General features: G+C 48.4%; 31 protein-coding genes. 23 read left to right on the top strand and 8 right to left on the bottom strand.

Features of this window, described 5'->3' with window-relative positions; genetic code table 11:
* The first annotated feature begins 18 nt into the window (after positions 1-18).
* From HS100_16975 to HS100_16950, 6 genes are read left to right on the top strand one after another with little or no spacing between them, the layout of a single operon-like run.
* Positions 19-198, top strand: coding sequence for a Flp family type IVb pilin (locus HS100_16975; protein MBE7435612.1), 180 nt, complete (start codon positions 19-21; stop codon positions 196-198).
* A complete protein-coding gene (locus tag HS100_16970) occupies positions 199-591 on the top strand; it encodes a pilus assembly protein (GenBank protein MBE7435611.1) in 393 nt (130 codons plus the stop codon).
* Positions 588-1,016 carry a hypothetical protein gene (locus HS100_16965; protein ID MBE7435610.1) on the top strand — a complete coding sequence of 143 codons (429 nt, stop codon included), beginning with the start codon at positions 588-590 and terminating at the stop codon, positions 1,014-1,016. Before HS100_16970 ends, HS100_16965 begins: the two co-directional genes overlap by 4 nt.
* Positions 1,013-1,429 carry a hypothetical protein gene (locus tag HS100_16960; GenBank protein MBE7435609.1) on the top strand — a complete coding sequence of 139 codons (417 nt, stop codon included), beginning with the start codon at positions 1,013-1,015 and terminating at the stop codon, positions 1,427-1,429. The genes HS100_16965 and HS100_16960 overlap by 4 nt, the downstream gene beginning before the upstream one ends.
* A gap of 15 nt (positions 1,430-1,444) precedes the next feature.
* Positions 1,445-2,461: a hypothetical protein gene (locus HS100_16955; protein MBE7435608.1), complete on the top strand. Its 1,017-nt coding sequence runs from the start codon at positions 1,445-1,447 to the stop codon at positions 2,459-2,461.
* Positions 2,458-3,660, top strand: coding sequence for a hypothetical protein (locus HS100_16950; GenBank protein ID MBE7435607.1), 1,203 nt, complete (start codon positions 2,458-2,460; stop codon positions 3,658-3,660). The genes HS100_16955 and HS100_16950 overlap by 4 nt, the downstream gene beginning before the upstream one ends.
* Positions 3,661-3,807: 147 nt before the next feature.
* On the opposite strand, the gene HS100_16945 is transcribed toward HS100_16950, so the two are convergent.
* The 8 genes from HS100_16945 to HS100_16910 form a co-directional block, all read right to left on the bottom strand.
* Complete coding sequence (locus HS100_16945) at positions 3,808-4,086, bottom strand: hypothetical protein (protein MBE7435606.1); 279 nt, start codon at positions 4,084-4,086, stop codon at positions 3,808-3,810.
* 57 nt (positions 4,087-4,143) lie between these two features.
* Positions 4,144-4,959: a hypothetical protein gene (locus HS100_16940; protein MBE7435605.1), complete on the bottom strand. Its 816-nt coding sequence runs from the start codon at positions 4,957-4,959 to the stop codon at positions 4,144-4,146.
* 119 nt (positions 4,960-5,078) lie between these two features.
* Positions 5,079-5,939 (bottom strand): hypothetical protein, encoded by an 861-nt coding sequence (locus HS100_16935; GenBank protein MBE7435604.1) that lies wholly within the window; start codon positions 5,937-5,939, stop codon positions 5,079-5,081.
* 174 nt (positions 5,940-6,113) lie between these two features.
* Entirely contained in the window at positions 6,114-6,686 is a 573-nt protein-coding gene (locus HS100_16930; GenBank protein ID MBE7435603.1) for an HNH endonuclease, read from the bottom strand.
* Positions 6,687-6,774: 88 nt separating this feature from the next.
* Complete coding sequence (locus tag HS100_16925; protein ID MBE7435602.1) at positions 6,775-8,955, bottom strand: hypothetical protein; 2,181 nt, start codon at positions 8,953-8,955, stop codon at positions 6,775-6,777.
* Between the two features lie 21 nt (positions 8,956-8,976).
* Entirely contained in the window at positions 8,977-9,243 is a 267-nt protein-coding gene (locus HS100_16920; GenBank protein MBE7435601.1) for a hypothetical protein, read from the bottom strand.
* A 9-nt stretch (positions 9,244-9,252) separates the two neighbouring features.
* Positions 9,253-9,783 carry a hypothetical protein gene (locus HS100_16915; protein ID MBE7435600.1) on the bottom strand — a complete coding sequence of 177 codons (531 nt, stop codon included), beginning with the start codon at positions 9,781-9,783 and terminating at the stop codon, positions 9,253-9,255.
* A gap of 106 nt (positions 9,784-9,889) precedes the next feature.
* Positions 9,890-10,309 (bottom strand): helix-turn-helix transcriptional regulator, encoded by a 420-nt coding sequence (locus HS100_16910; GenBank protein ID MBE7435599.1) that lies wholly within the window; start codon positions 10,307-10,309, stop codon positions 9,890-9,892.
* 378 nt (positions 10,310-10,687) lie between these two features.
* Here HS100_16910 and HS100_16905 point away from each other — a divergent pair, with 378 nt between their 5' ends.
* The 17 genes from HS100_16905 to HS100_16825 all read left to right on the top strand — a co-directional run bounded on the left by HS100_16905 (position 10,688) and on the right by HS100_16825 (position 24,455).
* Positions 10,688-11,545: a hypothetical protein gene (locus HS100_16905; protein ID MBE7435598.1), complete on the top strand. Its 858-nt coding sequence runs from the start codon at positions 10,688-10,690 to the stop codon at positions 11,543-11,545.
* Positions 11,542-12,057, top strand: coding sequence for a hypothetical protein (locus HS100_16900; GenBank protein MBE7435597.1), 516 nt, complete (start codon positions 11,542-11,544; stop codon positions 12,055-12,057). The genes HS100_16905 and HS100_16900 overlap by 4 nt, the downstream gene beginning before the upstream one ends.
* Positions 12,058-12,079: 22 nt before the next feature.
* Positions 12,080-12,940 carry a carbohydrate kinase family protein gene (locus HS100_16895; protein ID MBE7435596.1) on the top strand — a complete coding sequence of 287 codons (861 nt, stop codon included), beginning with the start codon at positions 12,080-12,082 and terminating at the stop codon, positions 12,938-12,940.
* Positions 12,930-14,090, top strand: a complete 1,161-nt coding sequence (locus tag HS100_16890) for a nucleoside 2-deoxyribosyltransferase (GenBank protein ID MBE7435595.1) — start codon at positions 12,930-12,932, stop codon at positions 14,088-14,090. Before HS100_16895 ends, HS100_16890 begins: the two co-directional genes overlap by 11 nt.
* 14 nt (positions 14,091-14,104) lie before the next feature.
* Positions 14,105-14,908 carry a basic amino acid ABC transporter substrate-binding protein gene (locus HS100_16885; protein MBE7435594.1) on the top strand — a complete coding sequence of 268 codons (804 nt, stop codon included), beginning with the start codon at positions 14,105-14,107 and terminating at the stop codon, positions 14,906-14,908.
* Positions 14,909-14,938: 30 nt separating this feature from the next.
* Positions 14,939-15,604 (top strand): amino acid ABC transporter permease, encoded by a 666-nt coding sequence (locus HS100_16880; GenBank protein MBE7435593.1) that lies wholly within the window; start codon positions 14,939-14,941, stop codon positions 15,602-15,604.
* 519 nt (positions 15,605-16,123) lie between these two features.
* Entirely contained in the window at positions 16,124-16,519 is a 396-nt protein-coding gene (locus tag HS100_16875) for a prepilin peptidase (protein MBE7435592.1), read from the top strand.
* On the top strand, positions 16,509-17,414 hold the full coding sequence (locus tag HS100_16870; protein MBE7435591.1) for a hypothetical protein: 906 nt from the start codon (positions 16,509-16,511) through the stop codon (positions 17,412-17,414). Before HS100_16875 ends, HS100_16870 begins: the two co-directional genes overlap by 11 nt.
* Complete coding sequence (locus HS100_16865; protein MBE7435590.1) at positions 17,411-19,117, top strand: hypothetical protein; 1,707 nt, start codon at positions 17,411-17,413, stop codon at positions 19,115-19,117. The genes HS100_16870 and HS100_16865 overlap by 4 nt, the downstream gene beginning before the upstream one ends.
* Positions 19,114-19,584, top strand: a complete 471-nt coding sequence (locus tag HS100_16860; GenBank protein MBE7435589.1) for a hypothetical protein — start codon at positions 19,114-19,116, stop codon at positions 19,582-19,584. The genes HS100_16865 and HS100_16860 overlap by 4 nt, the downstream gene beginning before the upstream one ends.
* Positions 19,585-19,630: 46 nt before the next feature.
* Positions 19,631-20,440, top strand: a complete 810-nt coding sequence (locus HS100_16855; protein ID MBE7435588.1) for a hypothetical protein — start codon at positions 19,631-19,633, stop codon at positions 20,438-20,440.
* Entirely contained in the window at positions 20,437-20,919 is a 483-nt protein-coding gene (locus tag HS100_16850) for a hypothetical protein (protein ID MBE7435587.1), read from the top strand. Before HS100_16855 ends, HS100_16850 begins: the two co-directional genes overlap by 4 nt.
* Positions 20,920-20,941: 22 nt before the next feature.
* Positions 20,942-21,208, top strand: coding sequence for a hypothetical protein (locus tag HS100_16845; GenBank protein ID MBE7435586.1), 267 nt, complete (start codon positions 20,942-20,944; stop codon positions 21,206-21,208).
* Positions 21,209-21,215: 7 nt separating this feature from the next.
* The gene (locus HS100_16840; protein ID MBE7435585.1) at positions 21,216-21,707 is read left to right on the top strand and encodes a PrgI family protein; all 492 of its coding nucleotides are present in this window, start codon (positions 21,216-21,218) and stop codon (positions 21,705-21,707) included.
* A gap of 1 nt (position 21,708) precedes the next feature.
* The gene (locus tag HS100_16835) at positions 21,709-22,641 is read left to right on the top strand and encodes a hypothetical protein (protein ID MBE7435584.1); all 933 of its coding nucleotides are present in this window, start codon (positions 21,709-21,711) and stop codon (positions 22,639-22,641) included.
* A complete protein-coding gene (locus tag HS100_16830) occupies positions 22,641-23,342 on the top strand; it encodes a M23 family metallopeptidase (protein ID MBE7435583.1) in 702 nt (233 codons plus the stop codon). Before HS100_16835 ends, HS100_16830 begins: the two co-directional genes overlap by 1 nt.
* A 3-nt stretch (positions 23,343-23,345) precedes the next feature.
* Positions 23,346-24,455 carry a hypothetical protein gene (locus HS100_16825; GenBank protein ID MBE7435582.1) on the top strand — a complete coding sequence of 370 codons (1,110 nt, stop codon included), beginning with the start codon at positions 23,346-23,348 and terminating at the stop codon, positions 24,453-24,455.
* Positions 24,456-24,567: the final 112 nt, after the last annotated feature.

Genomic DNA, 24,567 nt, shown 5'->3' with positions numbered 1-24,567 from the left:
TTTCAAAAAGGAGATTCCATGTTCACTTTGTTCAAACGTTTCATCCGCGAAGAGGATGGTCAGGACTTTGCCGAATACGCCCTGATCCTGGGCGCCATCGGCGTGGTCGCGATTGCCGTGATCGCCCGCTATCGTAATGAACTGATCGCCGCCTTCGAAGCCGGCATCGAAGCCCTGCGCATGGCGCGAGGCGGATAAATGATTCGCCGCAGGGAAAAGGGGCAGACGATGGCAGAGTTCGCCCTGGTCATGCCGATTCTGATTCTGCTTATGTTCGGCATGACCTTCGCCGCGTTCTATGCCTTCCGATCCGCTGCCACGGACTGGGGCGTGTTCATCACGGGCGTTGCTTCAGGTTCATACAACACACCTGCCACCGAGCACGCTCGTGACAATGTCTTATGGCCCGACCTGGCGGATCGAATCAATGCCGGGCAGACCGGTCCGCGTCAGGTGCGCTCGTTGATCAGTGTGGAGGACTCGCGCAATTGGATCTTTGGTATTCGCCTGATTGAGGCGCAACGTGCCGAAACAAATTTCCGTCTTTGGCGGTTCTACCCCGGTCCGCCTCCTGCTGGAGGGTTCGAATGAAGGCCCATCATCGAATGGGCGAACGCGGACAGGCACTGGCAGAGACTGCCTTATTCGCAATGCTTGCAGTCATTATGGCATTCGGTTTGTTGGCATGGATTCCGACCCATCGCGCCCGTACTGCCGCGACTGCCGCTGCGTATGCCTGCTCACAGTTCCTGTCACAATCGCCGGATCCGGCACGCGCCCGAAATAATGCGGTGAATGTCGCCTGGCAAACCCTGAATGCGGATTGGTCCGCCACCGCAGGCGTGCAATATCGCGTGCGGGTCTCACCCCCCAGTGGGCCGGGAGAGCCGGGTCAGTGTCTGGTCTCGTTTCAAGCACCAACCTTGTTCGATGGGCTACTTGGTTTGAGTCAAAGCGGATGGAACAGCGAGTGGTTCATCTCGCGCTCGGAGACCTGGAAGGCAAAGTGGCGATGAAGATCAAACTCAAAGAGCGCGGACAATCTGTTGCCTTGTTCGCCATCCTGATGCCGATCATGTCGCTCTTTCTGTTAGGCATCCTCGATTACATGGTGACCAACGCGCGCGTGATGGAGACCGTGGCTGCCGCCGACCTTGCCGCTCATGCCGGCGCACAGGAGATCGCAGTCTTGCCGGATGGGACCATCACCGCCACCACTGCTGGCAACGGGATTGCCGCTGCCTACTTCAATTCACAGAGACCGGGGTCCGCGCACCTTACCTCGGTCTCTTGTGGACGACATCAAGGGCGCCCTGCCTGTTATGTCACGGCGCAAGTTCAATCGGCGGGGTACTTGTTCCCCGCACGCTGGGTGACCGTGCGCGCCATTGGATATCTGGCGCATGGCGTGACCCGCGAAGATCAATAATTTTTTTGGAGAAGAATGAAATCCCTTTGGAAAACAATCCTGGATGGATTGACCTATAAAGACCTTGCCGGGAAACGGCAACCCCGCATTTACACCGTTGTCACCGGGCTGATCCTGCTCCTGCTTTTTATGGCTGGAGGGATGGCAGGATTGAATCGGTATCTGTTGATGAGCCGTGTACAAGCAACTCCGGAAGCAGTCACCCTCCCGACACAGACGGTGGAGCCGGTGGCAACGGAAACCATTGTGACCAGCCCATCGGGAGGTGTTGATTCGTTTGGTTGTCCAACCGATTCATCGGAGTGGTCATTCACGCCGACCATGATCAGCGAGAATTACCAAATCATCCAGCCGGCTTGTGTATATCAAGGCTTGGAGAAAACCATTGCATGGGCACTAGCAATCCGTGAAGGATATAGTCGCGCTGAAGCCACAGAACTACTTGGGTTTAGCGAAATGCCCATGCGACAGATGGAAACCGTCACCCTTCCAAAGGATACAAATGATCTTGTGGATGTGCCGGTTAGTTTCATCCCACCCAATCCCGATTTCAAGGAATGGCGTCTGAATGCCAATGGCAAAGCGGCAGTAGCATATGGACTGCGCGGCTGTTTCGAGACATCCTCAGTGAAAGGCAATCGTGTGGAGATTTGGGGCGGTGAATATCCGGTAATCTGTCTGGTGGTGGAGGATGCCGAGAATACGCACATCCTCTACGCGTTGAATGATCACATATACACATCGACCGCAACGCCGATCCGTTCGTTTCTGCTCTTTGGGTATCTGGGTGATGGGCAGTGGGTCTGGCTGGGAACACAGACGGAACCCAAGTTGGAAATCACCGATGCAAAGGAAAATGCCAGCGACCGTCTAACCGTGGCAACCCTATACGACTCCCAGCCCTGGGATGCGAAGTGGCTGAGCAACACTTATCATCTTGACATGCAACCGCTGCCGGAAAACTGGCAGTCTTTCACGGATGAAAACGAAAAGCAGTACATCCTTTCCGTCTTATCGGGAGCCGCACCATGAAACGGGCGAGTCTATTTCTTCTTCTGATCGTCCTGATCTCCGTTCAACCTTTATCCGTCCTAGCACAGTCTGCCCCATCCTGTTCCTTTCAACCGGATGGAAGCATCATTTGCACCACAGGTGGAGGAAATGAAGGAGGCGGAGAGGAAGGCGGTGGAAATAACAATAACAACAATGGCGGTGGCGCTTGCACACCCGGCAATCATCTAGCATTCCAAGTCGTTGAATATTATTCGGAAAGCAGTTCCTGCAAGGTGTTTCCCATCCGGGTGGATAACTGTACCGGGCAGGTTCTGCATATCATCGAGCAGCCGGCAGTCATGCCTTGTGAACTGCCCAATACCACGCCGCCTCAACATCCCTGTACATCGTTCTCTGTGACGGCTGGCGGTATCACCTGTGCCAACAACGGCTGGAACGTAAGTGCGCGTGTCACATTTCCCGAGATCTATCTGGATGTGCGCCCATATCCTGCGACTCTTGTTCGTTGGCCGACCGTTGTCCGCAATGGCGGTATGCCTGAATCCTCCGGATCAGGTGGCGTGAACTATATTCCCAATGGCGGCGGATCGCCCAGTCATCCACAGGTGGGCGACTGGCAAAATCTTCGCCTGATCCTGACCTTGCGACCTGCTGGTCCCATGTTTGTGACTCTGCCTCTAGTTGGAGACCTGATGTTATCCAATGGCGCAAGCCAAACCATTCAATGGGAAGTACCATCCCATCCGGCTGTGGGAGCGACCACTCTCGCAGGGAGTGTCAGTGGGCTGGATGAACTGCCTGGGGACATGCCCCTGTTCGTTGGCAACGGACGCGCTCCGTACAAGTTGTTCTGGGAGTTGCGTTATCAGGAGTATGAAGCCATCGAGGGCTGTCTTGCCGGTCCGAATGGCAACGGAAATTACAACTGCGGCGGCGGAACCGGACATCGGGGCATCACAGGCTATGAATGGAAGAGTCATTCAAGCGGTGGCGAGATTCCCCCGTCCGCCGTGGCAAATCTACCTGCGGCAAGAATGGCGGATATCAACAATGATGGTACGCCAGACGCCTATTGGGATACCAGCCTAACCCTGCGACGCATGGATGATGCCGGCAGTATCAGCAATCCTCAATATCAGCGTTCCTGGAATTGGGGCGGGATCATCTATTGGGCAGTGCGTGAAGGGCAGGGACAGATCGGCTGGCCGGGACAATAATTACATCAATTGTGATGATCATTGGGATAATTGATATCGGGTTACTGGAGAACAAAATAGATCTGAGGCAATAAGAGTATCTCGTTTTGTTGGGAGCATCTTGTATATGAAATTTTATCCAACAAAACGAGATACTTCCACATTTGATTATTCTTTGTTAAAAGAATTGCTCGCATCGATTGCCCGTTGAGCCGCCTCTGGATACAGGCGAGCATAGTATTTGAACAGTAAAAATATTTCTTCCGTATTTTCCGCCAATTCCAGATTCATAAAACATAGTTTTGCAATCGCACTATACATACTCTTAAATTGACCTTCCAGAGGCGATGATCGCCATACATCTCCGTCGTTTACCGGTTTGATTTCCCGGGCGGTATATGGATCCCTTTCGTCATCAGTCAGCGTTATTTCGAATGTTATGTTCATGTTTGCCTCTCAAATAAAATTTTAGTAGTTTCAAATATATGTTGTTGGTAAGCCCTGTCAATTGATGGGAATATCCACTCTTTCGATTTCTACTATCCAATTTGAGGGAATTGCATTCCAAAAAATCATACCGCAATCGAGCTTTAATTGTCCTGATTGAAATTTGGGATGGGATAACTTAAAACTCCATGCCTCCAAAAACTCTTTAACAATATTGGGAATATCGCCCCTGGCTCGAATATCATCCATGCTGATAAATGGATGCGCGGCTTTTAATGCCGCCTCGCCAGGGACGGCGACCTTGACCACTTTGGGCTCACCGTCAAGCGAAAGAAGTTTCATGCCATCTTGCCCCAAAAGCTTTCGGGCTACATGTTGATCGAATTCAGAGCCGTAAGACAAATAATGATTGAATCCATAAACCAACCCGGTCATTGAAAGTGTAAGATGCACCTGGCCTTCCCGTTTTCCTTCACGATTACCTGGTCCGTGGGATTGCAGTAATTCACCAAGTCGCTGTGATACCTCGTGCCATCCTGGATGGGATGTTAGCGCCCTGCTGATCCTTATATGCCGGGCAGATGCACTTAGTGGAAGCAATCCATTTTCCCAAATTGAAATATCTTCAGGCTCAATCGTTCGAGTACCATGATAGGCCATCAACCTTTTTGAACGAAGCCAATCCAAAACAGCGTCTATGGTCGCATCGCGATTTGTTAGTTCAAGCATTAAGTCCCGAGTATCTTCTATATACTGCAACTTTGATTCTGCAAGCTCCCTTCTTGCTGTATCCGTCATTAAAGGATATAGGATGCTCTCAAGACTCCCGAACCATTCATCAATACTATCAAAGTCAATAATTTCCACTGCCATCATTTGTCTCATTCACCGGATACACCAGAATCTATGGACAAGCAAAACGCTTCTTCATCAAAGCAGAAAATTTCAGTTACGAAATCTTCAATATCATGCGCATTTTGCTAGTATTGTTTTCAATAGAGCAAATCTGCACCTTCATTCCATCTAAATGCAAAGCGGACATGGTCCGCAATTTCAGTGGATTTTACAAAAAGATTAACACTGATACCCATTGCTTTATCCTCCTTGCCGAGGGCGATAAAATGAAGATGAGATTGAAGATGATTACGGAAATAATTATCTAATGCAGTCGCAGGCACCTTAATTCCCAGAAACAGTATAACTCCTTGGGTGTATTCAGTTTCATGCAAGGGAAGGAATTTGCCTGTCGTGCTTCTGAAGAGAGCGGGGAAATCCGTAATGGGATCGCTTGGCATTGACGGAGAAGTTGCTTTTTTTCTCGTCATTTCCCGCGCCATCTGCCCCGGTCTATTCTTGACTTCGAGCAAAAATCCACCTTTTTCCTTGGTTTTCAGTAACCAGTCGATTTTTTGGGAACCAATTCCCAACCCTGCTTGCTCATATGCAAGATCGTGGTCAAGGGCAACGTTGGAAATAGACAGCATTTCCACTATTGCATCGAGGTGCTTTGCTGGTATGTCGAGTTGTTGCCACCAACGCCGGAACTGCGAAGCAGTAAGAACACGATCTGCCAGGGCGGACGCGCGTACAAGATTTGCGACTAGCGGTGCCTGATGAGGAACTCCAAAACCACGGGAATTTCCATCAAAATGGAATTGCTTACCAAAAATGTAACGCCATTCTTGATCGAACACAAACTTTATAGCTTTTGTAGACCTAACTGATGCGGGTATTTTTTTCAACAATTGTTCTGAATCAAATCTGCCAATGCCAAGACCGGCAGCCTCATCATGGAAAACATCTACAAGGCGTGACTCAGCGGTAATGAATGATGGAGGAAATGGATGGTTCATATGTATTCGCTACACCTGATTATCTGACACACAAATACCGGAACTGATGATGTTATTCATCTGACGGGAATGATTCCGAAACTGGAAAACCGATCCACATGTCAATACCTTTCATAATGTTTTGTCACCGACTTCGTGACCATATGCTGGCCAACGAGAACAATTTTACCCATATTACCCACCCCCATTTAAAACCTGATTCCAAAACTCCATGAAATCAATGTTGCTTTCTGGGTCGAGATGCGGATCAAATTCGAGCCCATATTCTTCACAATACTTTTTATACAGGAATTTAATAAATTCTATTTCGACTTCTTCGTGGTCCTTTTCATACCACCACATATCACCATAGATCCGGGTCGCAAATCCATGCAGCCTTGCTTGATAATATGAGGCTGTTCGCCGTTCATCCGTTTCTCTATCTCTTTGTTTATCTGCCTTTCTATGACAGGGAAAGCAGAGAACCATTAAATCATCAAGCCGCTCATTCCCACCCGCCCTGTCATAGGTCAGGTGATGCACGTCGGGGTCCAACAAAATTACCCCGCACTTTTCACATTTGCCATTTGCGCGATCCAAGACCTGCCTGCGCTTTTCTTTCCAAACATCAGATTGCAAATAGGCGCGATAGACATTTTGCCATTCCCGGCTATTCCCATCGGCTTTTTCAAATCGCGATGTCCATTCTCCAATCCTTTGCTCCCGAAGTTTATTTTCCTGCCACCTTTTCCAATCATTGTTAACCATATTCGTATCCTTCAAATAAAATGTGTAAGTGAATACATATCATGTACAGCGCCAATTTAATAACTTTATACAATTTAGATAGCGCATATTATTTTGGAAGTCTTGAATGGAGCACCTTTGGAAAATCCCATAACAATAGTTGTTCGTGGATACCAGGCGATTCACATGATGATACAACAGACTGTATGGCTCGATCCAACAACCTAAAATACCGTTTGAAGTTTATGCTTTGATGATCAGTCGGTATCCCCAATTCCACGGCATGCACCCCGGATAGATTACGAGCAAACAAGAATTCCATCGATTGACCGGGGAAAAGCTGCCTGCCGTGTGACTGCAACTGCCGGGCGGCGCGTGCAGCTGGAGATGGAGTCTTGTATGCTTCAATTGCCCGACTTAATCTTTGACGGACAATCAACTCATCCAATGGGACACGTCCAATTCTAAGGTCTCGTTTTGCATCTTCCACCAACTTCATCACATCTGGAACACGGTCGGCAAATTCACGCGGGGTGTCTGCATGTGCCAAGATTTTCAGCGCCTTCAATTGAATCTTTCTCACCCACAGGGTTGTATCCTTTCGGCGCAACTCAATGCCGCGATACTTGAGCGTTCCATCCTGAAACACACCAAAGTATTGGTTGGGCACGGGAACACGTGAATCCCGCTTCGAAGCCAGGAATGCGACCCACTTGAATACTCCCTCCAATGCAATGGGAATGCCTGTTTTCTCTTCGATGGCATTCATAAGTGGCGTAAATTCTGATGGCTTGTGAAACCCATCCTGCTGGACGAACAAACAATCCACATACATATGTAAAATCGTGAATCCCATATCCTCTGCCACCTCCTTGGCTTGCAGCATCAGTTCGCGGCTCATGGCAGTCACGGCTTCATGGGATTCGATCTTCCCAAAACGGGCATTCTTGTATCCCAAATACCCAAAGCACACGACCAACAACCACTTGAGCGCCACAGCACGGGCCTTGAGGATTTCGACTCTACAATCGCGCGGGTCGAGATCGGAGAGGATGTTCTTGAGCATTAGGCGTTTTTCCAACAGAGGTCGCAAAGTTTTTGGTATCAATCCCTCTGGAGCACTTTCCAGCCCAACGGTTTCCGGGGAGATATTGTGTTTCACCATGATCGCAGGATACATGGAAGAGAAATCGATCTGTGCTACATTCCCGTGTAATCCAATGAGGGGTTGATAGATCAAGCCGCCATGATCAGCACGGATCAATTCGGACAGCGTCTTCGTCCCTTCAACCTGCTGCTTTTGAACAGGAACCATGACTGCGTTGCATAACGCAGTCAGCATCTGCATGGCAGTGATGCCTGCGCCAGGAGATTTACGCGCCATCTCCTGCACACCAATGCCTGTGACACGTGCCTGTTCCATCGCGCCTTCCAGCCCATATTCCCCAAAAGACATGGCATTTTTGCGGTCAATGTGCCAGCGTCCGAACAGATGGGATTGTGCGCCGCGATAAGTGACTTGACCATAGGCAAAATAGCTATCGGCTTTGCGCGTCATGATCTGTCTGTTCTCAACACGATTCGGATTCAACTCAATGCCGGTTTCCTCAGACCATGCACCAAGTTGCGGGAACAACCAGGTATCACCGTAATCGGTCAGGATCAGATCGGGATCAAGTCGCTGCAGGTCGGCTTTCAAGCCGATCAGGAAGGGTCTGGGTGAATCAAGGGACAGACTGTATTCCCTCTGCCCGTATTTCACATGCAATTGTTTGGGTTTCCGGATCGCAGGATTACAGTCCGGTGCGAGAGTCAGAATGCGCAGGGGAATGGGCGCAGGGTCGATCTCCCAAGGCGAGGACAAAGGCTCGATGGATTGAATCCATTCCTCATCAAACCTGACATGGCAGCGCCCCAACAAATAGGTATTTGTCCGGGCAATAAAACGCAGGGTGACGGGAATATCCGCATCGTAGTAATCGAGGGAAGGGAATTGCCTTTGTAGTTCCCCGAACATTTTTTGAAGACCGGCTGGATTGGATGTAGTAACTGCCATTACATCCCGTTCGCCGAGAAAGAGATCGCGACGAACGGTTCGTTCCAATTTAACATCTTTTTCTTTCAGGTATTTCCACGCCTGCCGTAATAAATTGAAGTCCCCCGCTGCATAAAACGTGATGTCAAATTCCATACGCAGGTGCAGGCGTTTGTCATCATCCGTCAGCAACCATAGGGTGATTCCATCCTCCTCCGCATATACATCCAGGAGCCAGCCAATTGCCTCAGCCATATTTCGACACGGCTCCGCCAGTCAACCCAGATTTTTCTTTTTCAGTTCATCAAGTTCCTGCTGAAGCACCGCGATTTCCTTGGATTGCTCCAATAACATGGCAAGCAAGGCGGTTTCAAAAGGCAATAGAGACTCCGCCTGCCCGATGGCAGCGATGTGCCGACGCGCAGCAGCAAAGAGACCATCGAAGATATACTGATCACTGCGACGCAAGGTACGCCGAAATGCCGAAAGGTTGGCTTCGGTTTCTGTCAGAAGTTGGGTGATGGTGACGAGAGTGCGACCCATATGGTTCGATCAGAAAAGCGCTGGTTGGGTGGGTTGGCAAATAGGCACTTCTTTGATGATGACCTCATCTGCTTGTCGGCAGACCTGCTCAAGCAGAAAACCGCGTTCCTCTGCCAGAGGTGGAGCAAGAGTCACAACGACTGGTCCGGATAGCCCGAGGCGTTGAATCTGAGACAGGCAGGATTTCAACAGTCGATCCGCTTCATAGGCTGGTACATGATCGTCATAGAATGTGTTCAACAAGTCCAGGATCAAATAGGGCTGGTTCAGGGATGGTGTGGAACTCAACAAGGTATTCATCTCATAGCAGGTAAAGGCGCGCCGGCTGAACAAGCGGTTTGCTGCCGTTGAAATATCCACCGTTTTCGTGCGCAGTAATTTAGCAACCTGATACGGACGATACCGGTTACCACCATCCATGATGGTGACTGCGCCGCGCAAGCCAAGTTCAGCGATCAAGACCATGCTTTCGGTGCGTGCAGCGTCCGGGGTGTAGAGGACGATCAGCTTGCCTATTTTAAGAACAGGGAGGATTTCCATTCTGTGAGATTAATATCTTTCACTATTAAACAACAGCCCCCACCTGGGTATCAGATGGGGGGAAAATGGGGGTACTAGATTTAGGGGATGAACACGGGGTAACCCCCTATTGCTGGCGATCCCACTCACTAAAATCCCAGTGGGACATAAGAACGCGCAGATCATTCCGCTTGTGTACTTTGAATTTTCGAAACGCTGTTTCCAGACGATCCTTGACCGTTTCACGCGAGATATGCAATCTTGCCCCGATCTCGCGGTTGGTATAACCCAGACACACCAGCGCGGTGACATCCTTTTCGCGTTGAGAGAGAGACTCCCAAGTATTCCAGAGTCTTTCATTGGCGGTGTATTGTGTCAGGCCGGCGACCAGGATATCGGGGATCAAATCGTATTCAGGACGGCCTTCGTCAGAAGAAAGTGTGGAAAGCGTGACTTGCAGGCTTTCACTCGCATCAAAGTGGTAGGTTCGAGGACCGGGCGTAGGGCGCAAGCCTATCAGGTACAGAAGACGATCCCAGATAGACATAAAAAGGATTATAGTAGAACAAATGTTCTTTAGTCAAGGAGTGGGCTATTCTCCTTGTAAAGGCTAATTTACAAAACCAATCTATCCAATATAACTATAAATAAATAGAAGCGAAATAGCGATTTATTGAAAATCAAAGCTAAGAAATTAAGTAAACCCTCAGGTTGTATCTATATTGGATAAATGTAATTGCAATATGGGAAAATTGAGACTATACTACCTACTTGGATTGAGCCACTTGATAAGTGACCCAGAAAACGCAGGCAAATAAGTACTTTTAGTGGGGATTAGTGTAAGCAGAATAATAAGTGTATACCAAAAGACCATTTTCTAGACAGAAATCACATGTTCGAAATTTGAAAAAAGTGTCGAGGTAAAATGCCTAAGACAGGAAATACACATAGAACCAATCTAAGTGACATAGCACCTCTTCAGATATCAGAGCTTTCTCGGATACTTACCATTGCTGGTAGCATGCCCAACGTACATACCGATGTCAGGGACAATTACTGGAATAATCGATGGTGGCCAACAGAGATTACAGATTGGAGATTAAAGATACTTTTTGCGGGTTTAAGCACACGAGTCAATTACAATGCCATTTCTAAATTCCAGAATGTTCGAGATAATCTGGCACATCGCGGTTTTGATGGTCTTATGAAACTTAGTAGTAAGGAGTTTATGAGCATTGTGACCCCACTCGGGTTGGCGGAAAGTCGTTGGAAGTTCTGGGAGTCATTAAGGATATTTGCAAATTCGTTCCCGAACACTTCTGAAGTTCCACCACAACTTCAGAATCTATCCAATGATGAGCATATAGAATTTCTTCAAAAACATATTAGGGGCGTTGGTTATAAAGTTGCCGAAGGAAGCACGTTATACATTCGAGGATACCAATGTGGAATTATCCCAGTGGACTCAGGCATGAAAGATTTACTTGGGCCTTGTCTGGGGTTTGAAACGGAACAGAATGCACGCGGGCACGAGCGAATGCGTAAACACATAGAAGCTCTTGCATCAAAACTAGACTTTTCAACATTGCTTTCTGCAACTGGCTTTCAAGATATACTCTCAGAAATGAGGGAAGGTCAAATAAACACATGGTGGGTACATCTTACATTAATCTATTTCAAAAGAAGATATTGTAACTTGCACGATGCTTCGAAATGTCCACTAGCTAAAGATGCATCACTTTCTCGTCGAATGAAATACACCTGTATGCAGTCAAAAACATGATAGTAATCGTGGAGGGATGCGATAAAGCCGGCAAAACTACACTAGCGCAAACACTTGCGGCACGTGTCGATCTTATCTACTATCATGCAACTATATCTGTCGAGACTAATCTTTTCGAAAAGTATGTAGATATAATCCGCTCAATAAATCGTCCCACGATAGCAGATCGCTTCTACCCAAGCGAATTAGTGTATGGCCCTTTAATTCGCGGGCACTCAAGGCTGAGCATTTCGCAATTCCGCAATCTGAACAAAATGATTCAGATTCAAGGCGGATGTTTTATTTATTGTTTTGCAAATCGCAGCATAATTACTGATCGCTTTACAAGCGAAAAAGAGAATTATTTACCCATTTCGCTAATTCCAGAAACATTAAGGAATTATAAAAGGATAATTGCCGTCGCCAGGGAAAATCTTCCAGTTTTCACTTATAACAGTGGCCTTTCTCAAAATGCATCATCCTTGAGAATAGAAGAACTTGTTTCGTTGTTACAAAAGAAAATAGCCACCTAAAAACACAACACCATGAGGTAGCATGGATCTTCTAGTCATAGGAAATGTCTCTTTAGACACCATAGAGATAGGCAGCCAAAAAGTGGAAACCATAGGCGGAACGGGATACTATATGGCCTATGCAGCAAGCCTTACAGGCTGCACAGTTTTCCTTGCTGCAATTGTAGGGACTGATTTTCCTTTTGAATCGATGCCGAAGATGAAGCAACTAAATCTTAAATACCTAAAATCCACAACAGGGTCCACTACACGTTTTACTCTTCGATATGATGATACAAAGGCACTAAAAAATATAATAAGCAATTTCAACACCAAAATAATTGACCCAAGAGATACCCCCTCTTTGGCTGAAGGCACATATGTTGTGCATTTAACCTCTAAAGATCCAATACTCCCGGAAAATTTTATAACGACTTTTAATTCATCTGTTTTTTCTACAGACGTCTCATTGTCGAGCCTTGAGAAAAAACGCGCATCCATTCAACTGCTTTTGCCATACATCAAATACATTTTCTTGAATTTGGAAGAATATCACCAGTGCAGTAATTGGCTAAAATTCTCTGACCATCCTAATTTAACTGTTATTGTTACGAATGACAAAAGTGGGGTACAGGTTTATAGAAACAACAACGTAATCCTTGATGTTCCCGCATATAAGGCTCACTTAGTTGACCCAACAGGGGCAGGAGATGTACTGGCAGGTGGTTGCGTAGGAATGCTTTGTCAAAACAAAGATCTTGTTGCCGCTCTTTCAGTTGGATCTGCCTTGGCATCTATCTGCGTGGAGGGTTGGGGAGCTTCTCGGATTACAAATGCATCCAGCGAAGAAATTTACAAAAGAACAACATGGATCCAGTCGAGAGTGAAGAGATATGCAGAATAATTACACAGAACAACATCCGTTTACAGATTTGGCGTCAGGTAGAAAGATTTTATATATAGCCACACGCTTATATGATTACACAGAAAAACTGGCAACCATAAAACTGGAAGAAGCGATTCTAGCAGGACTTTCAGACGCCTCCGAATATCTCCAAATACCACTAACCTGTTTTCCGGCATTTATGCCTTTTCGCGACACCGTCGAAAATAACGAAAAAATAGCAAATACGATAAAAAGGGAAGATAGAGCAAGAGAGATTTATTTGGATGACATAAAGCGGCTAGAACGCCTTTTTGCCCTTGTGTCTTATCTTAATGATCCTTGCAAAGATGACGGAATTTGCATGGAAATTGGATTTGCTTTTGCCAAAAAAGTCCCCGTCTTAGCAATTGTTACAGACTTCATTCATTATTCATCAATCTCGAATTCAGAAATCGAGTTTATTCTTGATCCCATATTAGTTCGTATGTGCAATCAGGTATTACACTACAAAGATCTTCCTGGAACCAAAATGACCTTCCCAAAAGATAACAATTATGATGCAATGAGAAGAGTAACGATTGATTTTGAGGAAAGACTCAATGCTGCAAACAAGCAATTATATAGTTTGGTTCGAGACCGTGTAAAAAGGATGGCAATAGAGCCGAACGATTTTATAAACCCATTGTCAATTGAAAGTAATAGCCCCAAAAAGCCAAAAAATGGGCGGACAATCTTTGTTGATTTCGCTGGTGGGATGTACGAGTGGAGTAGAGATTACACTAAACGACTATCTGGAATGTTAACCAAAAAAGGGTTCATTGTGCAGACTGGTAAACGACATGACCCTAACCATCAATCGAACCTACATAGCGTTGAGAGGACTCCCCTAAATCCGTATCGTCTTGGCGAAATTGATCTTCACGCGGCACTAACATCTGATGTTCTTGTACTATCTGCAGATGCAGTTGAAACTGACAGTGGAACTGCTGCTATCCAGGGAGCTGCAAAAGCCTTGAACAAGGAAGTGGTTCTTTATTACTCTGGAAATATTCAAACAAATGCGCGTGATCGTGCCCCTACCATGCGTAATTTGATGCTTCTCTACTCAGCAAGCAGGATTGCCACTAAGATAGATGAAATTCCTGGGATAATTGAAGCCACAATGTAAATTGGAGGTGCCTCATGAATAGAAAACTGTCCTCTTGTATTGGTTATTTTTTATTAGTATTTGTATTTTTAATCACTGCCTGTTCGTCAATGGCGGAGACCAAACAGGCTCCCCTTTCGGAGTTCGATTTGGTCGAGCCAGGTGTATTAACTATTGGTGCTGATGCTGCCTATCCGCCTCATACATACTTAGATGCCGATACCAAACAGTTAGTTGGGTTAGATGTTGATTTGGCGAACGAGATTGGAGAAAGATTGGGGCTGGAGGTCAAATTCGTCACAATTGAATGGAAAGGCATAATCCCAGCTTTACAAGCAAAAAGGTTCGACATTATCACAGCAGAAATGAACATCACGGAAGAAAGGAAAAGCACCGTTGATTTTTCGGACGTTGTCTTTACCAGCGGTCATGTGTTGGTAGTTCGTTCAGACAACACAGATATACATAAACCTGAGGATCTGACTGGGAGGATAGTACTTGTTCCAATTGGAACGACTGAAGAGCAAGAGGCCAAGAAATATACCGAGAACGTAAAAACATACTCGCTCCTCTCGGAATGTTTTCGCGAATTACAGTTAGGGCGCGGAGATGCGATTATCGTTGAATTATCTGTCGCATCTGAATATATAAAAAAAAGCGGTGGTGCCTTAAAAGTTGTATCTGGGCCGTGGACAGAAACCCAAAGTGCATTTGCTTTCAGGAAAGATACAGCCAGCATTAAACTCCGGGAGGCAATAAACAAAACGCTTTCAGAAATGCGCAGTGATGGGACTTACGACCTGATACTTTCACACTGGATTGTAAAAGTAGAACAATAGTTATATTCAAGCAGCTTGCAAATTATTATTATGCCGTTTGATTTTAGTGTTTTTCTGCGATGGGATTTCTATGTCTTCCTTGGACAGGGAGCGCTAATTACCTTTTTTATTTCAACCATTTCCCAATTTATTGGTGTTTTTTTGGGTCTTATTCTTGCACTGTTACAATCGTCTCGAATTTCCATCCTGAAAAATTTTGCCAAAGCCTATATTTGGATTTTTCGCGGTACGCCACTTCTTGTCCAACTTATCATAATCTATAGTGGACTCCCGCAATTAGGAATTAGGTTTACTGAAATACAATCAGCAATAATTGGATTGGGATTAAACAGTGCGGCCTACATTTCGGAAATATTTCGCGCTAGTATCGATGCTATTGACATAAGTCAAATTGAAGCTGCAAGGATTGATGGGGCAAACGACCTTAAAGCTATGCAACATATCATATTGCCTCAATCTTTGCGCATTGCGGTTCCGCCTTTGGGAAATGAATTTATTGCTATGCTGAAAAACTCATCACTAGTATCAGCAATCAGCCTCTCGGAACTTCTACATCGTACAACATTGTTAATTAGTTCCACATATAAGTCTCTGGAGCTTTTTATCATGGCGGCAATGTTCTATCTCATTATGACAACAGTCCTGACCTATTTTCAATCAAAATTGGAACACTACCTCCAAGAGAATGTCAAATAAAATCTGATCCAGGATTGCACCATACGGTTGTTGTCAATTTTCCCGACAATAATTGTTTGAAAATATAAGTTTGTCAAAATGCCAAGCTTATAAGTTGCTAATACAGCTGTGGCGTAACCCATAGTTTTGCCAGAATTTATTTAGTGTTTTCGCCACAAATTGCAGTCAATTACCGCAAATGTAGTCAAATCTTTGAATCTGCCTAATGGACAGATCGTCGATGAAGAGCTTTTTCAATATTCGCGCTGAGGAGATAGCTTTTTCACCTATGTGCCATTTGCAAAACTAGGATTCTGGAAGCATAGTTTTGCCAAAACGGCGAAACTATGGGTTAAGTTACATGTCAAGCATCACGCATTAAAAATGCAACGCCCAGGGTGAGGGGGGCACCCTAGACGTTGCAAAGATATTTTACCAAATATTTCATCAAGTATAAAACTTCTGTCGCCAATTCCGATCATGGGCAAAAGCGACACATCCACCATACCCTTTCAAATTCTTCAATATCATGAGCAACCAATGACCTGGTTGCTTTTTTATCTTCTGGCTGTGAGTCTGTATGACCTGCGTACCCATCGCATTCCGAACTGGTGTACGTATCCATTGATTCTTGCGGGCATGATCGCGCATTTCCCCGGACATATTGATTTGTGGCTGGCATGTTTTCTGCTGCTTTCCGTCTGGGCAAGTGGATGGATGGGTGCCGGGGATGTCAAACTCTGGATGGCAGTTCTTTGGGCTTTACCCAATTCCAATATCCCATCCCTGATCCTGCTTGTATTCCTCTCCTTCCTGATCACCAGCATCATTCAGTTCTTCTGGAGATTCTTTCAGAAGCAATCCCTCACTGGCATGAAATCCCCCGCCGCCTGGCGAACGATTCTCTTTCTTCTGATGGTCTGGCATGTACACTGATCTCTTCCTTGCCATGCTCAACCCCAAAAACGCGCGCGGGAATCCCATTCTCTCCGCGCTGGTTTATACCTTCTGCCCCGCTGCCGCACGTTGGTGGCTGGTGGGCGCCGACCCTACCCCGCCCTTCGATCCCGTCTGGAAATCCCTCGAAGATCTATCATCCGGTGGGACTCTGCTCGAATTCTTGATTAAGTATGACTTTGACTCTTTGATTGAGGAAATTCGAACCTACATCCGCGAAGTGGAGGAATATAGAAGGCAACATAATAATCTTCGCGCCCCGGAACTTATGCCCCTCTTTCGCGGCGGGAATATCTCCATGAGTCGCCGGTATGGTTCCCAGAATGCGATCAATCATCTCGGCGGCGATTGGCGCAACCTGTTTATTTACGTTCGCACATGGGCGTTCCTCTCCCAGGATTGGCGCGCCGCGATGCTGATCGGACGTGACGCTGGCTACAGCCTGAATGCGGAGAAAGTCTGCCTGACCCTGCCTGGGGTACGTCTGCCTGTCCAATTCGATACCTGGGTCTGGCAGATCCCTGTGGGACATGTCACGGAAACCAAGATTGGTTCACTCGTCTCCAATGGCGAACAGGATCAACTGCGCTTTTCCTTGCTAAGCCGCTGCACCACGTTGGGAAAACAACCCTGGTCCAACACGCCTGCCATCGTTGCCCTGGATCGGGAGACCGGCGAAGCGAAGCATTTCGATCAACTCCTTGCCAATAGGGATCTGGAAAAAACGGTGGAGTCCCTGTCCAACCTTGCGAAGAAGGGTCCGCACCCACCCATGAATGCCCTGCGGCAGCCATCGATCTGCAAACAATGCGGATACCAGCAATTGTGTTTTACAAGGAACTATATCTCCCAACACGCCTTGAAGGACTTATGAAAAAACTTCGCATCCTTATCATCCTGACAATCTTCCTTGCCGTCCTGTTCCTGAGTGGATTGACAATGTCTGCCACGCCAGTGTATGCCTCCAACGCAAACCTGCTCCTGACTCCCACACCCACTGTGACGGTCACAGTCACGCCGACTCCACCCACGGGAGGTGGAGGAAATACCACAACCACTATCTCGCAGATCTTCAATCACCTGATCTTCCCTGCCGAAACCATCTCCGAAGCCCTGGCGGGCATCTTCGATAAAGCCGCCGACAAGGAAGTGCGCGCCATGAGCGAGGAAGTGGCACGCTGGACAAGCGTGATCGGCGAGATCGTACAGGCTCCCAGTCAGGGCGACTACAGCACAGTGGCACAATCCAGTTTGCCGGTTGCCGCCGCGTTAGCGCCCGCTTTGTTCCTATTACGACTGGCGCTGTATCACTGGGGAAGGCTACTCGGTGATGATGACAGTGGCTTGCGTGTGGTTGGGGATTGGGTGACTGCTGGTGTATTGGCGGTTGCATCCGGTCCATTTTTGGATCTGATCGTTCGTCTTGGATGGTGGATGGTTGGGAAAGTAATTGGTGAAACGGGAGGACTGGCGATCAGCTTCGTCGAGAACACGACAGCAACTTCCATTCTATTGGGTCTTGCCAACCAGACCTTCCTTGGCAGTTTGCTCAATATTGGTCTATCCATCGGTTCGTTACTCGCCATCGGCGGGATGTTGTTTGCGTTTGCGTCCGCCAATGCCGTTCTTTTCATCCTCGCTGTTCTTGCTCCACCACTGGCTATTGCAAGTGTTCTGCCTCAAGCAACCTGGTTGCGTTCGTTATGGATGAAGGCAGTGATCCTGATCGCGCTTCTTCCCATTGTTGCGGGTGGAGTCTTCAAAGCAGGCATGGCAGCCAGCACCTGGATGGGTCAGCAGGGATTATTGTCTGCCATTCTACGTGTGGTCTGGTTATGGGGGGCGACCGGATTGTTGCTGTCACTGGCAGGCATCCTGGGCAAAATGACCATCTCCACCACAGCAGATGCCTTTGGCGGGATGATCAAGGCAGCGCAACAGATCGTTTCCATCGGGATGCTGGCTGCCAGCGGCGTGGGAGCGGCGGGAGCTGGTGCGGTTGGCGCGGCAGGAGCCACGACAGGTGCTGGCGCATCTGCAACATCTACTGCCACGAGTGGACTTACCGGCGCGGAAGCCGCAATGAGTCATTTGAATGCAGCACAACAATTGACACAACAAGCCGGAAATTTGGAAGCAATGGGATTGCGTGCCCCGGCTGCCTATAATCGTTCTCTGGCACATGGGCACGAACTGGCGGCGCGACAGGCGGAATTGGGAGAACGGATGCAACGCTTCAATGGCGCGCCACCCACATCACCTTCGGATGACTTTGGTTTCTCGACATCGGTGAATGCCTCCATTCAATCCAACTTCAACGGCTCCCCTCAAGAATTCCAGCAGGGCTTTCAAGCCATGTCCGCAGACATCTCTCAACATGGGATGGACCCGAATGTTTTCGCCGCTCAATACCCGCAGGAAACGGCGCAGATGACACGTGCTTATCTGGATCATTCGGAAGAGATCATGACAGCGCGCGATCCATTGATGCGCGCTTCTGAAATCGGCAACGCAACACGGGTGAAGGAGATACTTACATTCATGCCAAACTCCAGGGATGAAGAGGATCGCTCATGACCCTCGCAGAAACCTTTGCACTGGTCTCCTTTTCCATATTCAGCTATGCCGACCTGCGTTATCGCCTGGTTCCAGGAATCGAAGTCTTTCTGTTAGGAACGATCCTTTTGACATTTCCCGCCACACCCATTCAGACCGGGATCGTATTGCTGGCATGTTTGTGGAGCATCTTCCGTAATCTATCCGGTTGGTTCGCCATACCCATGTTGTTTTACCCACCTGTCTGGCCGGTGTTGTTCACCGGATATGGGTATCGCAAGAGCATTATTGGCAGGGCAGATTTGCTTGCGATTAGCGGGCTTGCCTGTCTTTTTCCTTTACCTGCCGTATTGCTGTCTCTTCTGGGATTGGAACTCTGGCGCAGGCTTTGGATACGTAGACAACAAGGGAACATCCCAGCCCTGCCAGGTCTGTTGCTTGGATTGATCGTCTATCTCTTATTGCGTTTATTCCTACCGACTCCATAGCGACACGGGCACACATCCCCCTTCCACAATTGAATAAGATGACCCCATGCCACGCTCTGGAACTTTGGGCAATCCCCAACCATACACTCCCTTTGGTGTCTTCGCTGGCCTGCCTTTCTGGGGCGGCGGCTTGACTCTACTCGTCGCAGCGCCAGGAATCGGAAAGACTTCCTGGCTGCTGCGGATGATCTTCGAGTCTGCCTGTCTGCATATTCCATCTGCCATTGGCTGTTATGAACACACCCCGGAAGAATTGCGTTTTCGCCTGTTTCTGCAAACAGAGGCAATGACTGGTGGACCTCATACGCAACCATCACAACCCGTTGTGGAAGCAGCCCTGGCACGCGCCAGTGAAGCGGTATTGCTGTCGCTCAACTCACGTGAGGATACAGTGCGCGCGTTGGAAGACATGCTAATCCATGATTACGCCTTCCCTGTCAAAGGACCAGCGCTGATCGCCGTGGATTACCTCAACCGCGTGCCTGTCATTGGCTTGACCGGCATGATGAACGAAGAAGGTCGCAGTGGCGAAGCCGCCGCCACGTTGCGTGAGATGGCGCGGCATCATGGTTGGGCGATCATCGCGGCAGCCGCCTTGAAATCCGAACGCTTCAATGACGGTGATGATCTATCTGCTCTCCTGGGCGATGAACGTGTCCCTTATGAAGCAGATCGTGTGTTGGTGGTCAACCGCACCGGGGATGTCCGCGATTGCGGCTGCGCTCCACTGGAAGTCCTGACCCTCAAAGATCGCACTGGTCCTGCGCGCCGCTTCCCGATGCAGTTCTGGGGTGAACGTTTCTATCCCGCGCTCGAAGCGGAATTCCATAAACATAATCCGATGGCATTGTCATGAGTGAAGTCACATCCCTTTTATTGACCTTCCTGCGCGAAGCCTGGGTTGCCCTGGCAGGCGCATTTGTCGCCTTCGCGTTGCTGGCGGGTATTGCCCAGATGTTGCGCGTGAGTTCCGCCTCTGTATTAGGCGCGAATCTTTGGGTGTGGGAATCCATATCTGCGCTGATTTCCATTCTGGTGTTGGGCTTGTTTGCCTTCCTTGGAATTCCGCAGATCGTAAGCGCTTTGCAGTCCACCCTGCCAGGTGGAGGCAGTTGTGGACCGATCAGTGAATTGGGCACACTTGCCTCTGGATTGATCGGTGGACTGGCAGCCTTGCGTATGTTGAAAGCGGCATTTACGACGATGTTGTCCGCTTCGATTGGCGGTGCATCCTCATTTGCCAATGCACTCATTGAATCTGGTGAAGCGCTCTTTGGCATGATCCTTGCCAGCGCCGCCATTCCTCTAGCTGCCTGGTTTCTCGGTACTTGTTGAAAATTCAAAGGAGAAGATATTTATGTTCGATCCCATCATGGAACAAATTCTGGCGATTGCCCGCGACGCCTGGGCATTCATGGCAGGACTCTTAATTGTCGTGGCTTTACTCGGCGGTCTCTATTTCATTCTGCAGGGCACAGCAGGCATGGCCTTCGGCGGCAGCCGCATGACCTCGATGGCGATCATCGGTGTGGTCGGTCTGGTCATTATCGTGTTGTTTGCCTTCCTCTTCCTTCCCCAACTGGGTGAGATGTTGAAGAACTTCCAACCCAAGCCCCCATTCTAGGAGTGTCATGTTCAACGACCGTGATCTTGGCATCCTAGGCGCTGGCGCATTGCTGGCTGTCTTATGTTTATTCCTTCCGCTATCTTTCACCGGAAAGGTGGTGATCGGTTTTCTGGTATTGGTCGGGTTCATGGCGCTGGCTCTCCTGCGACTTGGACCCGACCGCGTCCCGCCCGAAGTCTGGTTGATGCGTCGTTTTCGCTATTCGATGCAGACCCGGCAGTATGTCAACCAACAAGCAGCCACCCGCAGAACCGAAGGCGATCCACCTCCATCCAAACAAAAGGCACAGCGTCCGACAGTGGAGCGTGAACGTCCTGCTCCTTCATACCAACCACAGATGCCGCAAGCAAACATGCGCCCCATTGACCTCGCATGGAACGAAGTCGGAGTCTATCCGCTGTTGACTGTCCTGCTGGGAGTCGTGGGAATTTACTTTGCCGTCTGGCTTGCAAATGGTGGAGCGCAGGAACTCGCATTCTGGTTTACGTGGAGATAAGATGATTACGTTGATTTCAATACTTGGCGCCCTGGCGCTGGCAACCATCCCCATCGCCTTTGGCTGGCGCCGTACCGTGGATGAAGCGGGCATGGCACGCGCGATGGGCATCGCCCAACCAAAGAAAAAATTCGATCCTGAAAAGTTCGCTCGACAGACCGGAACGGGACTGGCATTCAACCAGATTGCGTATGGGTTTCTGGCGTGGGTCGGTGGTGGACTGGCAGGAGGGATATTCTTCGGAGTCTTTCCTGCGATCCTGTTTGCGATTGCGGGTGGTCTGTTATATGCAGGCACGCTCTCCGACAAACGTCAGGAATTCCGCTTGAAGCAAGCCAAGGACATTTTGCGTGGCTTGGGTGTGGTGGAGACGTTGTTATCACAAGGTAAGCCTTTGGGCGATGCCCTGGATGATGCGGCACAGGCCGTGGGACCGGATGGCAGGATGGTGCTGGGTGATTTAGTTGTGCGTTTACGGACTGCACCCGCCGATGAAGCGGCATTAGCTGTACGCGAATGGACCACCGCCTGGGACAACCCCGCCGTGGACATTGTAGCCACTTCATTATTAGCATCCATCGAAGGACGTATCGAGATCGGACCGTTGGTTGCATCCTTGCGAAAGACTCTTGGAACAGTGGTTGAAGTCTTATCCCGCGCGCGTGCTGCCGCCAAAGGCGTGGAATGGCAGGCGCGTTTTCTTGCTCTTTTCCCTCCTGCCGTTTTGGTATTGATTGCCATCACCACTCCCGAAGTCGGGAAGTTGTATTCTGGTAATCCATTATTTCTTTCTCCCGTTATTCTCGGCTCAGGAGTTTCCTACTGGCTCTCGATGCGCATGATCCGTAATGGCTTATCCATTGAAGCCTCGATGGGCTTACAAGCTGGACAACAAGGCGAAATTCGCCTGGATCGGCTGGGACGAGTCCTGTAATGAAAGGTTTCTTCCGATTTTCCATTGTCTTGATGACCGCCCCGTTGTTATGCGGGGCGGCTTTGGTGGTGGGTTATGTCATGCTGGTGGTTCTGACCATTCCGCAACTCCCGGCATGGGCGCAGCCCGGTGTGGAGCAATGGTTGTTCGATATCCCCCAATATGCAGAGACCAGCGACAACGGTTCGTATGGCAATTCGCTTCCATCTGGAATGAGCGCTGTTCCCTTCGATGGCTATGTTGGACCCGGTTCTGATATCTATGGTTTGCCCTTGATCGGCCCCATTCCACATTGGGGTGATATCTATGACAAGCCATTATTAGGATGTAAGTTCCAAGACCCACATTACCAGACGCATACTGGTAGTGACTTTCCCGTGAATGAAGGCACGCCTATTCATACAACCATCGCAGGCAAAGTCGTGTGGGCTGGCTCGAACGGTCCGTGGGGTAATCTGGTGGTGATTGAGAACAATAGTTATCAGGTCTGGTTGGCTCATCTGAGCAGCATCCAGGTAGTGGAGGGGCAAATCGTAAACTACGGCGATATCGTTGGATTGAGCGGCAACACCGGTAACAGCACCGGTGCGCATTTACATTACGGCATTCGCCAGAAGACAGGGGAACAAAGCGCTGTCTGGCTGAACCCTCAAAACTATTTTACGGTTGATGAGTACATCAACATTGGATGTTCGGATTAACCCATGACCGTACGACTGGGTGATGTAACCTTCTCCGATTGGATCAGCCTAAAATTTGAAGGCGGCTATACCGATACCTTCATATTCGATATTGACGCCTTGAATGGATTGCCACCATTTGACTTTCATCCCCTCTTGCAGCGCCTGGTTGCCGAGTTGGATAAAAAAAGACCCGGTGCGTCTCTTTGGATCCGTGTGACATCTCCTGGGGAATGGTATCTGATGGAGGTCAAACGATCCATGACAGCCGGGTTTTCCATTCCATATGTTGTCACTTCAAAAGACAAGACACCGGATTATCGCAGTTTCTCTTTTGGTCCAAGATTATTTTCTTCTTCACTTCTTCGTCCTCCCAAGGTGGACGATGAGTTCTCGCGTTTCTCTCGTGAAGAGTTGAAATGTCTCCAGGTTTTGGCAAGAAACCGGAAAGGAATTGAGGAGGAGATCGCTTCTTTGACAGGCCTTCCTGAAACAACGACCTATGATGTTTTGCAAAGGCTTCAAAAGAAAAAAATGGTGGTATTCAAACTTGGCGAGCAGTTCCAAAAAGATAAGTCGAAGTCAAAGAAAATGGATCCGTACTGGATGTGGCATCCAACCCGCAAAGGAGTATCCGTTGCCTTACGCAGTTGGGGGGCATCAAATGGAGTGGATTTTAGCGGCGTGAAGGAATTGAACCCGCACTTAATTGGAACATCACATAGGACGAATTCCCGAAGGTGGCCGGCATGGTTACGATCCGCCTATCCACAAGTTGAAATATGGACGGGATGGAGCGAAGTACAACTTCCTGTAACATCAGTGCGCCCTGACGGGCTTGCCTGGGGTCGGATTCAGGGTTTCGAGACCTTGTTCTGGTTAGAAATTGGGGATGAGCACAAAAAGAAGGAAGAAATAGAAGATATTACACGAAGGAGATGGACAGAAGCCTTGGCATTCTGTCGGGAAACTGGTGTCCGGCTTGTTTATGCACAGGTAAGCCCGGATTGGGTCAAGAAGGCTGCTCTCTGGGCATTTAAAAATTTACCTGAAGACATTGCAGTGTTGATGGGGAATAGGCGAAAGTATGGAAAACTTCCAAATGTTGAGTGGGGAAAAGTGACGATTATCTAAAATATAGTATTGACCATATAGCAGATTATCAAGTGGTGAAGATGTTGTTTTGATTGCAAACAAATTTAAAACCATAAACAGAATTTCATCTGCTATACTTTACAATCTCGGA

It is taken from the genome of Anaerolineales bacterium (genome assembly GCA_015075725.1).
GTDB lineage: Bacteria > Chloroflexota > Anaerolineae > Anaerolineales > Villigracilaceae > Villigracilis.
This window is presented reverse-complemented; position numbering and strand designations above follow the sequence as displayed.

Excerpts from the sequence above, each read along its gene's own strand:
- HS100_16965 (MBE7435610.1), top strand. The coding sequence starts at position 588 with ATGAAGGCCCATCATCGAATGGGCGAACGCGGACAGGCACTGGCAGAG.
- HS100_16830 (MBE7435583.1), top strand. The coding sequence starts at position 22,641 with ATGAAAGGTTTCTTCCGATTTTCCATTGTCTTGATGACCGCCCCGTTG.
- HS100_16850 (MBE7435587.1), top strand. The coding sequence starts at position 20,437 with ATGAGTGAAGTCACATCCCTTTTATTGACCTTCCTGCGCGAAGCCTGG.
- HS100_16950 (MBE7435607.1), top strand. The coding sequence starts at position 2,458 with ATGAAACGGGCGAGTCTATTTCTTCTTCTGATCGTCCTGATCTCCGTT.
- HS100_16840 (MBE7435585.1), top strand. The coding sequence starts at position 21,216 with ATGTTCAACGACCGTGATCTTGGCATCCTAGGCGCTGGCGCATTGCTG.
- HS100_16870 (MBE7435591.1), top strand. The coding sequence starts at position 16,509 with ATGTACACTGATCTCTTCCTTGCCATGCTCAACCCCAAAAACGCGCGC.
- HS100_16975 (MBE7435612.1), top strand. The coding sequence starts at position 19 with ATGTTCACTTTGTTCAAACGTTTCATCCGCGAAGAGGATGGTCAGGAC.
- HS100_16825 (MBE7435582.1), top strand. The coding sequence starts at position 23,346 with ATGACCGTACGACTGGGTGATGTAACCTTCTCCGATTGGATCAGCCTA.
- HS100_16855 (MBE7435588.1), top strand. The coding sequence starts at position 19,631 with ATGCCACGCTCTGGAACTTTGGGCAATCCCCAACCATACACTCCCTTT.
- HS100_16930 (MBE7435603.1), bottom strand. The coding sequence starts at position 6,686 with ATGGTTAACAATGATTGGAAAAGGTGGCAGGAAAATAAACTTCGGGAG.
- HS100_16915 (MBE7435600.1), bottom strand. The coding sequence starts at position 9,783 with ATGGAAATCCTCCCTGTTCTTAAAATAGGCAAGCTGATCGTCCTCTAC.
- HS100_16845 (MBE7435586.1), top strand. The coding sequence starts at position 20,942 with ATGTTCGATCCCATCATGGAACAAATTCTGGCGATTGCCCGCGACGCC.
- HS100_16865 (MBE7435590.1), top strand. The coding sequence starts at position 17,411 with ATGAAAAAACTTCGCATCCTTATCATCCTGACAATCTTCCTTGCCGTC.
- HS100_16925 (MBE7435602.1), bottom strand. The coding sequence starts at position 8,955 with ATGGCTGAGGCAATTGGCTGGCTCCTGGATGTATATGCGGAGGAGGAT.
- HS100_16885 (MBE7435594.1), top strand. The coding sequence starts at position 14,105 with ATGAATAGAAAACTGTCCTCTTGTATTGGTTATTTTTTATTAGTATTT.
- HS100_16880 (MBE7435593.1), top strand. The coding sequence starts at position 14,939 with ATGCCGTTTGATTTTAGTGTTTTTCTGCGATGGGATTTCTATGTCTTC.
- HS100_16935 (MBE7435604.1), bottom strand. The coding sequence starts at position 5,939 with ATGAACCATCCATTTCCTCCATCATTCATTACCGCTGAGTCACGCCTT.
- HS100_16835 (MBE7435584.1), top strand. The coding sequence starts at position 21,709 with ATGATTACGTTGATTTCAATACTTGGCGCCCTGGCGCTGGCAACCATC.
- HS100_16890 (MBE7435595.1), top strand. The coding sequence starts at position 12,930 with ATGCAGAATAATTACACAGAACAACATCCGTTTACAGATTTGGCGTCA.
- HS100_16955 (MBE7435608.1), top strand. The coding sequence starts at position 1,445 with ATGAAATCCCTTTGGAAAACAATCCTGGATGGATTGACCTATAAAGAC.
- HS100_16940 (MBE7435605.1), bottom strand. The coding sequence starts at position 4,959 with ATGGCAGTGGAAATTATTGACTTTGATAGTATTGATGAATGGTTCGGG.
- HS100_16900 (MBE7435597.1), top strand. The coding sequence starts at position 11,542 with ATGATAGTAATCGTGGAGGGATGCGATAAAGCCGGCAAAACTACACTA.
- HS100_16910 (MBE7435599.1), bottom strand. The coding sequence starts at position 10,309 with ATGTCTATCTGGGATCGTCTTCTGTACCTGATAGGCTTGCGCCCTACG.
- HS100_16920 (MBE7435601.1), bottom strand. The coding sequence starts at position 9,243 with ATGGGTCGCACTCTCGTCACCATCACCCAACTTCTGACAGAAACCGAA.
- HS100_16860 (MBE7435589.1), top strand. The coding sequence starts at position 19,114 with ATGACCCTCGCAGAAACCTTTGCACTGGTCTCCTTTTCCATATTCAGC.
- HS100_16905 (MBE7435598.1), top strand. The coding sequence starts at position 10,688 with ATGCCTAAGACAGGAAATACACATAGAACCAATCTAAGTGACATAGCA.
- HS100_16875 (MBE7435592.1), top strand. The coding sequence starts at position 16,124 with ATGACCTGGTTGCTTTTTTATCTTCTGGCTGTGAGTCTGTATGACCTG.
- HS100_16960 (MBE7435609.1), top strand. The coding sequence starts at position 1,013 with ATGAAGATCAAACTCAAAGAGCGCGGACAATCTGTTGCCTTGTTCGCC.
- HS100_16945 (MBE7435606.1), bottom strand. The coding sequence starts at position 4,086 with ATGAACATAACATTCGAAATAACGCTGACTGATGACGAAAGGGATCCA.
- HS100_16895 (MBE7435596.1), top strand. The coding sequence starts at position 12,080 with ATGGATCTTCTAGTCATAGGAAATGTCTCTTTAGACACCATAGAGATA.
- HS100_16970 (MBE7435611.1), top strand. The coding sequence starts at position 199 with ATGATTCGCCGCAGGGAAAAGGGGCAGACGATGGCAGAGTTCGCCCTG.